Consider the following 13,053-nt stretch of genomic DNA (forward strand, 5'->3'; position numbering starts at 1 on the left):
GCAGCCGCGGCTCATCTCCGCCGATCGCCGGACCTGGTCGCCGATGCTGGACGCGCTGCGCAAGGTGTGGCAGGACAGTCAGGACCAGCATTCCGGTTGGGGCGTGCAGGTTTTCGAACAGGACGGCCGCTACGTCGGGCAGATCGCCGGATATCAGGGACCGCCCGGTCCGGACGTCGCGGCCACCATGGATCAGCGCCTGCAGCGGGCCGCCGAGGATGCCGTGGTGAGCGTCGGTACGCCCGCCTCGATCGTGGCGATCCGGCCCTCCAGCGGCGCGGTCGTCGCGGTCGCGCAGAACACGCAGGCCAGCGAGCACGGTTCGGTCGCCTTCACCGGGCTGTATCCGGTGGGCACCAATATCGACCTGTTCCGCACCGTCGCCTCGGTCCTGAAGAACAAGGCACCGCAGGATGTGTCGGTGCCGGATGCGGCCGAGGCCGCGCCGAATCTCGGTGTTGGCGTCGATTACAAGGTGCCCGGACTGGATGAGGTCACCGGGCGGGTCGCGGTCGCGGGTCGCAGTGCCGAGCAGGTCCGTCAGGGCGGCGGAACGGATGCGGTGCTGGCCAGCCCCTTCGGCATGGCGATCGCCGCGGCCGCCATCGCGCGCGGACAGGTGCCGCCGCCGATGATCGAGGCCGGGCGGCCGAGCACCACCGACGCGCAGGTCAGCGGCATGTCACCGGAGCTGACCGACCGGCTGCGCGGACTATTGCGCGATGGCGCGGGCCGACCGGAATTCGCGCCGCTGCGGCCGTTCCGCGATGTCACGGGATTCGCGGCCACCGCGGGCAATGACGGTTGGCTCATTGCGAATGTGGGGGATCTGGCCTTCGCGATCCATATCAATGACACCGACAGCGGCGATGCGACCGCGCGGATGGCCGCCAGGATGCTCCAGTACCTGGCGTCTCCGGAGCCCTGATGGCTCAGTTGACGGCCTTGATGGCCGCGCGCCAGCCGAGCAGGAACAGTGCGAGCACGCATGCCGCGACAATGATGAAACTGAATGCCGTGCCCTGACCGCTGATCACGCGCAGCACCATGCCGCCGCAGAGCGTGCCGAACCAGACCAGAACTCCGGTCGGCCACAGGGCGGTCCCGTCGAAGTGCGCGGCGCGCCCCTCTTCGTCACGCATCCGGCTCGCGACCGCGACGGCCGCCACCCAGCCGATTGCGAGTCCGATTCCGAACGGCCAGAATGTCTTCAGCAATCCGGTGAGTATCGCCTCATCATGACTGCGCCTGCCGATCGCGCAGAACAGGACCACCAGCAGTGCATCGACCAGCAACGGCACCAGTTTCTTCACGCGGGCCAGCGTAGTAGTGCCCATATCCGTCGCTGAGACGCGACACCTGCCGGACGGAGTCGCCGAGCGTAGGCGCGAGTCTCGACGACTCGGACGCGAGGCCCACCCGTCGCCCGACCACCACCCCTCATCGAATCGCTACGCGATGCTGAATATTCGGGGCCGCGAATACGAGCGTCGACAGCGCTGCCGATGTCACAGCGTTCGGCGCTGCTCGAATTCCTTCTCGAGCTCCGCATCGTCGGCCTGTGGCGTGCGGAACAGGAAGGCGAAGACGATCCAGCCGATGATCGCGACCAGGATGAAGCTCACCAGGCGATAGACGAAGGCGGCGGCGACGGCCTGGGTGATGGGCAGGGCCGCGCCCGCCGTGAGGCCGTAGATGAGGGTCGCGTCGACGTAGACGATGCCGCCGGGTGCGAACGGGATGGAACCGACGGCCTTGCCCGCGGTGAACGCGATGAGCAGACCGGCCAGCTTCGGATCGGCGCCGACCGCGTAGCAGGCGGCGCCGAGGCAGGCGACATCGGCAAAGCGGTGCACCAGCGCCCAGCCCGCGACCAAAACGCCGTCACGCTTGCCCAGATCCACCGACTCCAGCTGCGATAGCACCTCGGCGATCTTGCTCATGCCCTGGTCGGCGGGCCTTTTGCGGATTCGATTGAGCAGCGCGAGGCCGCGGCGCAGCACCGCCTCCAGCGCGCCCGGATTCCTCGACAGGTAGTTGCCCGCCCACACCAGCGCGATCACACCGACCACCGACAGGATGAGTTTGAACGGCCCGACCTGGTTGCCGACCAGCAGTGCGCCGCCGACGCCGAGCAGGGCGAGTCCGGCGGTGGCCACCACGCCGGAGATCACCAGCTGCCAGGAGGCGACGATCGGATTCGCACCCCAGCGGCGGGTCTGGCGATAGGTGAAGGCGGTGGAAAACACCTGTCCGGCAGGCAAAGTCACCGACATCGCGGTGGCGCCGTAGACGACGGCGACGGATTTGTGCTGGCGGACATCGACACCGCCCGCGTGCAGCAGCTGTTTCTGAACCCGGCTGAATCCGCTCATCGACAGTGCCGCCATCCAGATACAGGCGGCGACCCAGCCCCAGTGAATTTCGGTGAGCTTATTCCAGGAATCGTGCAATCGTGGCCAGAGGTAGTAACCCTCGCCGATGAGCAAGGCCAGCAATGCCATACCGGCGACCCATTTGACCCACCAGAATCTTCCCCGCTGGCCCCGCTTCGCTGGTCTGTCGGTCGGGTCCTCGGGCGGCGGCGGTGCCGGATCGCCTGCTAGTTCCCCGTTGGCCGTCACGCGGTCAGCCTAACTAACCGATCGTTCGGCTGTCTGCATCGACGTGCGGGGCCGGGATTCAATCGCCGGAGCTCTCCGGCGCAACCCAGGCCGGCTCGTCCGGTTCGGTCGCCCGCATCGCGGTGCTCTCCTGCGGCCAGGCCAACCTGGTCTTGCGCCGCCGCCCGCGCAGCTGGACTTCGTCCCCGGTCAGCCAAAGGTCCTGCTCACTTTCATCGGCGAAATACAGCGCGCTGCCGGAGGCGAGTACGCGGCCGGGGCGATCCTTTGCCAGCTCGGTCAGCCGCGACGCCTCGTTCACCGGATCGCCGATCACGGTGTATTCGAAACGGTTTGCGGCGCCGATATTTCCGGCGACCGCCAGACCCGCCGATACCCCGATACCGATATCGAGTCCGGGCACCTCGCGCAGGGCTTCGCGCAGTTCACGGGCGGCGGCCAGGGCGGCGGTCGGTGCGTCCGGCCGGTCCAGCGGAGCGCCGAAGATCGCCAGTGCGGCATCGCCGACGAATTTATTGACGAACCCGTGGTGCCGGTCGATGACATCGACGACGATGCGGAAGAACTCATTGAGCAGGCTGACCACCTCGGTCGGCGGGCGCTCGGCCGCGGTCGCGGTCGACCCGACCATATCGACGAACAGCACGGCCACGAATCGGGTCTCCCCGCCGAGTTCGGTGCCGTAGTCGAGTGCGCGCTGCGCCACCTCCTCTCCGACATGCTGGCCAAAGAGTTCCTGCAGCTCGCGGCGCTTGGCGGCCTCTTCCATCATGCGGTTGAAGCCGACCTGCAGCAGTCCGATCTCACTGCCGTCGAACACCTCGACCTGCACGTCACGGGCACCCTCCTGCACCCGTTCGATGGCCTGGCTGAGCTGGCGCACCGGATCGGTGATGCTCGATCCGGTCAGCATGGACAGCGCGAGTGCCTGCATGATCACCACACCGCACAGCAGCAGGATGGAGATGGCCAGCGACTGCGCCGAGAACTTCACATCCGACGAGATCTGGGTGACGCACAGCAGCACAATGGCGATGGTGGGGGCGAATGTGCCCATACCCCAGGTCATCGCCATTCTGGTGCCGACGCCCGGGGTCAGCGAGCGGTCGAACGAACCCTCGGTCAGTGCCTCGGCGGCGACCGGGCGCAGAATCCGTTCGCCGAGCATATAGGTGAAGCCGAAGACGATCGTCGCGGCCATACATTCGGTGACGATGACCGCGCCCGCCAGTTCCGGCGCGTCCACGATGATGGTCGCCGCCAGGATGGCGCCGCCGATCAACCACAGCACCAGATGCAGGATCGCCTGTCGCAGCGGCGCGTGCAGTGCGGCCATCTGCTCCTGTCGGCTCGGCGGTCCGCCGCGCATCTGCCAGCGCATGACCGGCCGCAGCATCAGTGCCGACGCGGCAAGGCTCAGCAAACCGCCGGTGGTGAATACCAGACCGGGAATCACCAGGCCGGTGCGTCGCGCACCGGCCGCCTCACCCTCGGGAACCGGGAGTCCATATTGGATGAACGCCCACACCAGGACCGCACCGAAGGCATTGGCCAACAGCATCGATGTCAGGTACAGCGGCCAGCGCGTTCGCATGGTCTGTTTGACCGCTTCCAAAGGCGCTGACACGTGACCAATCTAGCGTTTCGATCATGTGTGCATATCCGCGGCGGTCCGCGCCGATTAGGCTCGCGGAGGTGACCGACCAGAAGGTAAGTGCTACGGGGAAAGCCACTGCTGTGCGGTCGGCTGCTGATTCCGTCCATCCGTTTGTCCGGATTTCCGCGGAGTGGTCGTGGCGGCTGCTGGTGATGTTCGCCGCGCTGCTCGCGCTCTCGGCGGTGGTGCAGAGGTTGGCGACGGTGGTGATCCCGCTCGCCATCGGATTGCTGGCCGCCGCACTGCTGGCGCCGCTGGTGGATTGGCTGCAAGGGCTAGGGGTGCCGAGGGCGGTGGGGGTCTTCGTCGCGCTACTCGGATCGATCGGCGTGGTCGCGGGCATCATGACCTTTGTCGTCGAACAGTTCGTCGAGGGTGTGCCGCAGCTGTCCGACGAGATCACCCACAGCATTCACGAGATTCAGGACTGGCTGATCAATGGTCCGCCCCATCTGAGCAATGAACAGATCCGCAATGCGGGCGACACGATCGTCAAGACGATCCAATCGAACCGGGAGGGTCTCACCAGCGGGGCGCTGACCACCGCGACGGTGATCGGGCACATGCTCACCGGCGCATTCCTGACGCTGTTCATTCTGATCTTCTTCCTCTACAGCGGCGATCAGATCTGGCACTTCGTCACCCGGATCGTGCCGAGGCCGCATCGGGAAAAGGTGCGCACAGCAGGGCAACTCGGCTTCGGCACGCTGGTCGGATTCGTCCGCGCCACCGTGGTCGTCGCGCTCGTCGATGCCATCGGCATCGGTGCTGGCCTGGCGATTCTCGGGGTGCCACTGGCGCTGCCACTGGCCTCGCTGGTGTTCATCAGCGCGTTCATTCCGATCGTCGGTGCGTTTCTGGCCGGGACCATCGCGGTCTTCATCGCGCTGGTGACCAAGGGCTGGGTGACCGCACTGATCGTGCTCGGCATCATCATCGCGGTGATGCAGCTGGAGAGCCATGTGCTGCAGCCGTTGCTGCTCGGGCGGGCCGTGAGCATCCATCCACTGGCGGTGGTGCTGGCGATTGCCGCTGGCATCGTGCTCGGCGGGATCGCTGGCGGTTTGCTGGCGGTGCCGTTCGTCGCGGTGATGAATACCGCGATCCGCTCACTGCTGTCCGAAAGCCCGGAGGAGGCGTTCGAGGAACTGCACACCGGCGAAGGGCACAGAATGTATTCGGCGGAGCCGGATAAACCGGAACCCGGCCGGTTCGACGTGGACGCGACATTGGCGCGGGAGGCGGCCAGGGAGCACCCAGGTGGGGACGAGACCGATGACGCGGCCGGACCAGACTGAGGTCCGACCTGCCGAACTGAGCGCGGACGATGCGGCAACCGCGCCGCTGTGGCGGGCCGTACAGGCGTTGCGCCTGGTCACGCTGCTCTACGCGGTCGGCCAGCAGATCGCCTCGGTGCAGTACTACCAGCACCAGCAGCTGAGCTGGGTGCTGATCGCGGTAATGGCGGTGTGGTCGGGCACCTCGGCATTTATGTTGTCGCAGTGGCACTTTCCCGATGTGGCGCGGTTGCGGTGGTGGGTGGTGATCGGCGACCACGTGGTGGTTGTCGCACTCATCGCCTCGACCCGACTGGTCGCCGATTACGGCTGGTACCACGGGCATCAGACGCTGCCGACCACGCTGTGGGTCGCCAATGCCGTTGTCTCGGCAGCGATCCTGCGCGGGCCGCTGGCCGGTGTGCTCTCCGGGGTGCTCATCGCAGCGGTGATCGTGACAGTGCGCGAACAATGGGGGCAGGACGTGTGGGCCGATGCGACCGCGCCTGTGCTCGTCTCCATCGGTCTTGCGCTCGGACTCGCGGCCGATACCGCGCGGCGCGCCCAAGGCCAGCTGGAACGGGCCGTGCGGCTGACCGCAGCCGCCGAGGAGCGGGAGCGGCTGGCCCGTGAGGTGCACGACGGTGTACTGCAGGTGCTCAGCTACATCAAGCGGCGCGGCAACGAGATCGGCGGTTCCACGGAGGAATTGGCCCAGCGCGCCGCGGAACAGGAAGTGGCGCTGCGGGTACTGATCTCCGAACAGGGCAAACACGGGGATACCGGTGGCGCCGATGTCGATCTGCGACCGCTGCTGACCGCATACGCGACGCCATCGGTATTCGTTTCGACACCGGGTGGTCCCGTCCGGGTGGGACGCTGGACGGCGGGGGAGATCGCGGCGGCGGTGGCGAACGCACTGTCCAATGTCGCGCTGCATGCCGGACCGGAGGCGAAAGCCTATGTGCTGCTGGAGGATACCGGCGACGAGCTGATCATCAGCGTGCGCGATGACGGCGTCGGCATTGCGCCGGGTCGCCTGGCCGAGGCGGAAGCCGAAGGGCGCATGGGTGTTTCGCGCTCCATTATCGGCCGGATCGAAACGTTGGGCGGGACGGCGGTGCTGCTGACCGAGGCGGCGGGCGGTGTCGGATTCGGCACCGAATGGGAGTTCCGGGTACCACGTACAGGAGGTGCGGTGTGACCGATGGCGGTGCGGCCGAGGCGATTTCGGTCATGGTGGTCGATGACCATCCCATGTGGCGGGACGGTGTCTCGCGAGATCTGGCCGAGGCCGGATTCGAGGTGGCCGCCACCGCGGATGGGGTCGGATCGGCCACCCGGCGGGCGGCGGCGGCGCGGCCCGCAGTGGTGCTGATGGATATGCAGTTGCCCGATGGGAACGGGGCGCAGGCCACCGCGGAGGTGCTGCGGGTGTCGCCGCAGAGTCGGGTGCTCGTCTTGTCCGCCTCGGCCGAGCGCGATGATGTGCTGGACGCGATCAAGGCGGGGGCCTGCGGATATCTGGTGAAGAGCGCGTCGGTCAGCGAGCTGATCGAGGCCGTGCGGGCCACCGCGGCGGGACAGCCGGTGTTCACACCCGGACTGGCCGGGCTGGTGCTCGGCGAGTATCGGCGGATGGCGACCGCGCCCGCGCAACCGGATGAACCGCATCGGCCCGCACTGACCGAGCGCGAGACCGAGGTGTTGCGGATGGTGGCGAAGGGCTTGTCCGCCAAGCAGATCGCCGCCCGGCTCGGGCTCAGTCATCGGACGGTGGAGAACCATGTGCAGGCGACATTGCGCAAGTTGCAGTTGGCCAATCGTGTCGAATTGACCCGTTATGCGATCGAGCAAGGGCTCGAATAGCGCGATATCGGCTCGGGGGTCGGCCACCGATTTCTTGCCCGCCACCCCGGGGATCCCTGGTGCTGGAAATACCGGACCGCAGACCGTCGGCATCGGGCGGCGGATGCCCGTGACGTGCACCGGTGCGAGAGGGGGCCGGGGATTCGGGTCGGGGCCGTGCTGGAATCGGGGTTTGCCCTGATGCACCGAGCGCCCGGGGCTCGGTAATCTCGAATTCATGGGTGGCCCCGATTCGGTATCCAATGGTGTCGGCTCCGGTGACGTCGTCGGCGACCGTGCACTGCGCGTCTCCGACGCAGAACGCGAGCACGTCGGTCAACTGCTGCAGCGGGCCGTCGGGCTCGGCATGCTCTCGCTCGGGGAGTTCACCGAGCGGATGGATACCGCGCTCGCCGCCAAGACCCGCGGTGAGCTCAATGCGGTACTGGTCGATCTGCCCGGTGTCCGGCTCATCGGCCAGCCCGCCGCACCGCCGTCGACAGTCGTCAACGCCGCGCCCCGCGTCGCGAAGCGGCCGGTATCGCCGCCGCCGTCGGTTCCGGCGCATGCCACGCCTGGCAATGTGATCCGCAGCCGTCTTTCCGGCGTCAATCGTCGCGGCCCATGGCAGGTCGCGCCATCGCTGCACCTGAACAACTGGCTCTCCGGCGTCACCCTCGATTTCACCGAGGCGATCATGTCCACGCAGGTCGTCGAGGTGAATGTCGACGACTATCTGAGTTCGCTCACCCTGATCGTCCCCGCCGAGGCCACCGTCGACCTCAATGGCGTCGACCTGATCGGCTCCAGTGTCAACAACAAGGTTCGCACCGGCCCACCCTTCGGCCCGCTGCACGTGGTCGTCCAGGGCCGGATCCGCTTCGGCTCGGTGACCGCCAAACACACCCTGCGCGCCCAGTGGCGCAAGTTGATGGGCAGCTGAACGCCGGACTAGTCGTTGACGCCGATGCGGCGGGCGAAGGCGCGCAGCGGGACTCGGCGGTCATGGTCGAGCAGTTCGGAGACGATATGCCTCGGCAGGGTCTGGTATTTGATCCAGTCGGCGCCGCCGACGCGTTCGGCATTGAGTAGTGCGTCGAGTGCGCGCTTGTGCTGGCCGGTTCGGGTCAGGGCGACGGCGGTGTCGGTGAGGTGGCGGGCCCGGGAGGCCTGCGGGAGACCACAATTCGCGGGCATATCCTTTGCGGCGGCCAGCGCCTCCGGATAGCGTTCGGAGCTCACATTCACATCGACGGTCTGCATGACGACTTGCGAAGGGCCGAAATAGGTTTCGTAGTCATGCCGATCGCTGCCGATGCGCAGTGCGACCTCACCGGCCGCTTGGACCAGCGACAGCGCTTCGGGCACCTCCTGCGCGCGGCCCGCCGCAGTGGCGCCCTGCAACACCAGTGACCCGTACGCGGACAGATGCGCGAGGGTTTCGTCGCCCTCGGGTTCCAGGCTCGCCGCCGCACGCAGCGCGACCTTGCGCGATTCGTCATAACGGCCCTGCACCAGCAGCTGCCAGGCGACCGAGCCGCGGATGGTGGCCAGCAGCAGCGGATCGTTGCCGAGTTCGGCCGCGGCCAGTGCCTGCCGGATCGCCAGGAATGCCGGATCGGTCTGGCCGAGGTGCACCAGTGTGCAGCCGGTGACCCAATACATCCGGGCGAGTAGTTCATTCGCCGGGGCGACCGTGCCGTTGTGGGCGGCGTGCACCGTAGCCCGCAGTTGGGTGAGCCCCGACGGCAGGATCGTGGTCAGCAGTTCGTAGCGGCCCGTCCAGTAGGCGCCCCACGCGTAATCGACTGCGCGACTCGCCTCGTCGAGGCCGATCGCGTCCTCGTGGGGCATCTCGCCGAGCAGATCGTCGACCGGCGTCAGCGCGCGCCGGATCGCGACGATGCCCGCATCCGGATTGCCGGAGGGTATGCCGTGCCGCTTGCCCACCAGGTCGGAGATGTCGACATCCAGTGCGCGCGCGAGCTTTTGCAGGCTGGCTATCGACGCGGTCTGGCGGCCACCCTGTTCCAGTTTGCGCACCAGGTCCACGCTGACACCGGCTTGGTCGGCGAGTTGGCGCTGGGTCAGCGCCTTGCCGCGGAACAGCCGAATCCGCACGCCGATCGAGGAATCGTCCATCTAGCCAAGTCCTTTGTTACATCCTTGTTTCAGCGTACGACGTTAAGTGATTGCGCTCACCCAAAGTGGGACATTACGTACGACTCGTGCACGCTCAGTTGGAATACCGTTGCCTTTCTGCAACTTTGAGAATGCAAAGGGCGGCGGCAATGATCACCATGCCGATTACCACCGTGCGAGCTCTCCGCGCCGATCGCGCGCTCGAGCCGGGTGCACACACCAATCGATCCGCGCGCCACATCCAGCGCGTGCGCGAACAGCACGGCCCGCTACGCGCAGGGGGCTGCCCGGTCTGCTGGCGAGGTGAGGGGTAGGCCATGTTCGAGCGCTGTCACTCTCCCAATGAAGTCGCGCATTTGCTGCGCCATCGGTACGGGTTGCCGGTTCAGCTGCTGGCAGGTCGCCCGATGATCACCACCGGCTCCATCCTCGGCGCCCTGGTGATGCCACCAGATCTGGGCCGCAAGGTCCTCGCCACCTTGGAGCGGGGCTACACGGCCCCCGTGGTCGCCGATCCCGGCGAGCGCACCTGGACCTTCCTCGTCGCACCCCCGGGTCAGTCGAGCCCCGTCGATATCAGCGTGCGCCGCTGCCTGGCCGGACACCACGTGACCGTCATCCCCGGCGGCCGCTACGTCATGCTCCCCACCACCGACTCCCAACTCGGCTGGCACTGGGCAGGCGAACCGGCTCCCGGCGTCCTGCGCATGCCACCCCGATCAGCGGTGATCAACGCGGTCCACCAGGTCACCACAATGCGAGCCCCGCAAGTCGGGTAGATATCTGGGGTCCACCGAGGATTTCTACTCATGTGTCGGCGTGGCGTGCGAATCAGCATTGGGGCATGACTTCGTCTATCGATCCCGTGCTGATTTCGCGGTTGTCAGGGGAGTTCACGGCGTTGGGAACGCAAATGGGCGTTCTGGGCCGAGACCTGGATTTGCTGCGCTGCCAGATCGAGGCGAGTTCGGTTGCGGCATCTGAGGTTTCGAAATATGCGGCAGATGCACCGGCTGCCGTGGATTCGCCGCTCGATTCCGTTAACGTGCCATCCGGTTCGTCTGTTCCTGCGTCGGCGCCGTCAGCGCAGCTCGGTTTCGAAGGCGCAGTCTCAGGAGACCTGGTGGGTCGCCGGAGGCAGTTGCCAGAGGCCGTGCCGCCGGGAGCATCCGGGATGGGTGCGATGCCTGATGCTCCAGCCGTACCCGCCGCAGGTGAGGTGCCTGGTGAGCCTGCGGTGGGGGCGGAGGGGCCCGGATCGGGTCCTGTCACGGGGATGGGCCGGATTCCGGTGCCGCCTGCTATGTCTTCGGGTTGGGCAGAGCCAGCGCCCGCGCATGGGGTCGGCTATATGCAACCAGCTGCTACTGCGGTGTCCGGTTGGGCGGCCGTGGCAGCTCCTGCTGGGATGGCGGGAGTTCCGGGTGGGTACGGGCAGCCGGTGGGTGTGCCGCCGGGAGCAACGGGAACTCGCGGTGGGTACGGGCCGATAGGTGCGCCGACGGGAACTCACGGTGGGTACCGGCCGATGGGTGTGCCGCAGCGGACGGGGGTGGTTCCGCCGGGGGTGCGGCCGCCGGGGCCGCCGGTGCGGGGTGGGGCGGGTGCGCCGCGGACGCCGTGGTGGCAGCAGGAGGGGATGATCAGTCGGGCATTGGCGGTGGCCGGGGTTGGGGTGACACTGATCGGGGTGGTGATGCTGTTGGTGCTCGCGGCGCAGGCCGGATTCTTCGGTCCGGTGCCGAGAGTTGTTGCCGGGGCAATGTTCTCGGCGGCATTGGTTGGGGTCGGTGTGCGGGTGTTCGGGCGAGCCGGTGGACGGGTCGGCGGAATTTCGTTGGCGGCCACGGGTATTGCGGGGGCATATCTGGATGTGGTTGCGGTGACCGCGATCTATGGGTGGCTGCATCCGGTGGTCGGGCTCGGGGTAGCGTTGGCCGTTGCCGCGGGTGGGGTCGGGCTGGCGCTGCGCTGGCAGTCGCAGCCGCTCGCGGTGCTGGTGGTCGCGGGTGCGGCGGTGTTATCGCCGTTCGTGACCTCGGAATTGGTACTGCTCGCCTTCCTGATCGTGCTGCAGTTGACCTGTGTGCCGGTGCAATTGGCGCGCGATTGGCCGTTCCTGCATGCGGTGCGCACGGTGCCGGTGACATTGGCGGCCTTGGTCGCCATTGCGGTGGCCGCCGTTGGCGATCCGGCACCTGGCCGGACCTACTGGCTGCTCACCGCCGCGGTGGCGATTGCATCGATCGGGCTGGTCGGCGGTTTCCTGATGGTGCGCAAACGATCCGGGGATATGGTCGCCGCGCTGGCCTTCGCCCTGTCGACGGTTCCGCTCTTGGCGGCACCCGCGCTGTTCGAGCGGCACTCGGCTGCCTTGGTCGCCGGGATCTACGCGGCGGCGCTCTTGGCCGTGGCGGCATTGTCGACGGCGCCGAAACTGCGTGAGCTGGTGCGGATTCCGGGTTCGATCGCACTCGTCGCCGCGATAGCCGGTTCCTTCGCACTGCTCGAAGCCTGTGTCGGGATCACCCGGGTGTCGACCCTGCCGATCGCGCTGTTCCTGGTTGCGCTGGGCTTCCTTGGGGTGGCAGGTCAGCAATGCTCGCGTGTTACCGCCGCCTTCGGTGCGGCCTACACGATGGTCGGCGCCATGGCGTACTTCATCACTGTGACGCCGGAAGCGCTTGCGACACAACGGATCGCGCAGGAGCGCATGGGCATCTCCACCGCATTGGGGGCAGTCCTCGCACTGGCCGTAATCGCCGCGGGCGTCTGGTGTGCCCGGAGACTCCCCGGCATGACCAGGGGCGGCACCGATGAATCGACGTTATTCGTCGTCGCGAGCATCGCGGGCCTGTATGCCGTAACCGCCGCGACGGTCTCGATCGGCATCGCATCCGGTGCCGCCGACGGCTTCATCATCGGCCACAGCGCCGCCACCATTATCTGGATGGCCGCGGCCACCGCCGCGCTGCTCTTCGGTCTGCGCAACCTATCCCGCTCGGCCGCGGTGGCGAAACTCGCCCTCGGTTCCGGACTCCTCGTCACGGCCGCGGCATTGGCCAAACTGTTCCTATTCGACCTCGCCACCCTCGACGGCCTCGTCCGAGTGGCCGCCTTCCTGATAGTCGGCGTCCTGCTCCTGCTCGCGGGTACCCGCTACGCCCGAGCCTTCGCCGAAGCCGGTGCCTCGAAACGAAATTCAGACGACGCCCCAGCCAACTGACGCCGCGCCTCTCATTGGCGGCGGCCTCCCGGCTACCCAGTCGCTGAATCGCGCATCCACGCCCGGAATCCGGTCGGCACTACCCTCCGTTGCCACAGCTGCACGGCCGCAACCCAAAGTTGCGGCCGCACAGTCATTTCTGTCGGCACCCGAGGCAATCTCATGATCTGCGATTGCCGCACGGGACGGCGCACCGGACTACTCGAAGCCGACGGGGATGCGCTGACCATCGATATCGCGCCCACCGTAGCGTCTGTCGGCTACCACTGACCACATGCC

At 67.2% G+C, this 13,053-nt stretch carries 10 protein-coding genes and 1 pseudogene; 7 read left to right on the forward strand and 4 right to left on the reverse strand.

All coding sequences use genetic code 11. From position 1 onward, the window contains the following. Nucleotides 1–928 (forward strand): annotated as a pseudogene (locus tag ABZW16_RS16290) (penicillin-binding protein); the annotation flags it as partial. Nucleotides 929–932: 4 nt separating this feature from the next. Here the strand turns inward: ABZW16_RS16290 and ABZW16_RS16295 are convergent. The 3 genes from ABZW16_RS16295 to ABZW16_RS16305 all read right to left on the reverse strand — a co-directional run bounded on the left by ABZW16_RS16295 (nucleotide 933) and on the right by ABZW16_RS16305 (nucleotide 4,218). Then, nucleotides 933–1,313, reverse strand: a complete 381-nt coding sequence (locus tag ABZW16_RS16295; protein WP_354956538.1) for a DUF3054 domain-containing protein — start codon at nucleotides 1,311–1,313, stop codon at nucleotides 933–935. Between the two features lie 195 nt (nucleotides 1,314–1,508). Next, nucleotides 1,509–2,624 carry a YbhN family protein gene (locus tag ABZW16_RS16300; RefSeq protein ID WP_354956539.1) on the reverse strand — a complete coding sequence of 372 codons (1,116 nt, stop codon included), beginning with the start codon at nucleotides 2,622–2,624 and terminating at the stop codon, nucleotides 1,509–1,511. A gap of 58 nt (nucleotides 2,625–2,682) precedes the next feature. Continuing rightward, nucleotides 2,683–4,218: an adenylate/guanylate cyclase domain-containing protein gene (locus tag ABZW16_RS16305; RefSeq protein WP_354956624.1), complete on the reverse strand. Its 1,536-nt coding sequence runs from the start codon at nucleotides 4,216–4,218 to the stop codon at nucleotides 2,683–2,685. A gap of 101 nt (nucleotides 4,219–4,319) precedes the next feature. On the opposite strand from ABZW16_RS16305, the gene ABZW16_RS16310 reads away from it, so the two are divergent. From ABZW16_RS16310 to ABZW16_RS16325, 4 genes are all read left to right on the forward strand, one after another. After that, the gene (locus tag ABZW16_RS16310) at nucleotides 4,320–5,579 is read left to right on the forward strand and encodes an AI-2E family transporter (protein WP_354956540.1); all 1,260 of its coding nucleotides are present in this window, start codon (nucleotides 4,320–4,322) and stop codon (nucleotides 5,577–5,579) included. Continuing rightward, the gene (locus ABZW16_RS16315; RefSeq protein ID WP_354956541.1) at nucleotides 5,557–6,762 is read left to right on the forward strand and encodes a DUF5931 domain-containing protein; all 1,206 of its coding nucleotides are present in this window, start codon (nucleotides 5,557–5,559) and stop codon (nucleotides 6,760–6,762) included. Before ABZW16_RS16310 ends, ABZW16_RS16315 begins: the two co-directional genes overlap by 23 nt. Continuing rightward, nucleotides 6,723–7,427, forward strand: coding sequence for a response regulator transcription factor (locus ABZW16_RS16320; RefSeq protein ID WP_354956542.1), 705 nt, complete (start codon nucleotides 6,723–6,725; stop codon nucleotides 7,425–7,427). Before ABZW16_RS16315 ends, ABZW16_RS16320 begins: the two co-directional genes overlap by 40 nt. A 217-nt stretch (nucleotides 7,428–7,644) precedes the next feature. Continuing rightward, nucleotides 7,645–8,349 (forward strand): DUF1707 domain-containing protein, encoded by a 705-nt coding sequence (locus ABZW16_RS16325; protein ID WP_354956543.1) that lies wholly within the window; start codon nucleotides 7,645–7,647, stop codon nucleotides 8,347–8,349. An 8-nt stretch (nucleotides 8,350–8,357) separates the two neighbouring features. Here the strand turns inward: ABZW16_RS16325 and ABZW16_RS16330 are convergent, their stop codons facing one another. Then, the gene (locus ABZW16_RS16330; protein WP_354956544.1) at nucleotides 8,358–9,548 is read right to left on the reverse strand and encodes a helix-turn-helix transcriptional regulator; all 1,191 of its coding nucleotides are present in this window, start codon (nucleotides 9,546–9,548) and stop codon (nucleotides 8,358–8,360) included. Nucleotides 9,549–9,865: 317 nt separating this feature from the next. On the opposite strand from ABZW16_RS16330, the gene ABZW16_RS16335 reads away from it, so the two are divergent. Then, entirely contained in the window at nucleotides 9,866–10,327 is a 462-nt protein-coding gene (locus tag ABZW16_RS16335; protein ID WP_354956545.1) for a hypothetical protein, read from the forward strand. A 749-nt stretch (nucleotides 10,328–11,076) separates the two neighbouring features. Next, nucleotides 11,077–12,774 carry a DUF2339 domain-containing protein gene (locus tag ABZW16_RS16340; RefSeq protein WP_354956547.1) on the forward strand — a complete coding sequence of 566 codons (1,698 nt, stop codon included), beginning with the start codon at nucleotides 11,077–11,079 and terminating at the stop codon, nucleotides 12,772–12,774. Nucleotides 12,775–13,053 lie beyond the last annotated feature (279 nt).

Source organism: Nocardia sp. NPDC004604 (assembly GCF_040609795.1).
Taxonomy (GTDB): Bacteria; Actinomycetota; Actinomycetes; order Mycobacteriales; family Mycobacteriaceae; genus Nocardia.

Excerpts from the sequence above, each read along its gene's own strand:
- ABZW16_RS16305 (WP_354956624.1), bottom strand. The coding sequence starts at position 4,218 with ATGCGAACGCGCTGGCCGCTGTACCTGACATCGATGCTGTTGGCCAAT.
- ABZW16_RS16315 (WP_354956541.1), top strand. The coding sequence starts at position 5,557 with ATGACGCGGCCGGACCAGACTGAGGTCCGACCTGCCGAACTGAGCGCG.
- ABZW16_RS16320 (WP_354956542.1), top strand. The coding sequence starts at position 6,723 with ATGGGAGTTCCGGGTACCACGTACAGGAGGTGCGGTGTGACCGATGGC.
- ABZW16_RS16325 (WP_354956543.1), top strand. The coding sequence starts at position 7,645 with ATGGGTGGCCCCGATTCGGTATCCAATGGTGTCGGCTCCGGTGACGTC.
- ABZW16_RS16330 (WP_354956544.1), bottom strand. The coding sequence starts at position 9,548 with ATGGACGATTCCTCGATCGGCGTGCGGATTCGGCTGTTCCGCGGCAAG.
- ABZW16_RS16335 (WP_354956545.1), top strand. The coding sequence starts at position 9,866 with ATGTTCGAGCGCTGTCACTCTCCCAATGAAGTCGCGCATTTGCTGCGC.
- ABZW16_RS16340 (WP_354956547.1), top strand. The coding sequence starts at position 11,077 with ATGGGTGTGCCGCAGCGGACGGGGGTGGTTCCGCCGGGGGTGCGGCCG.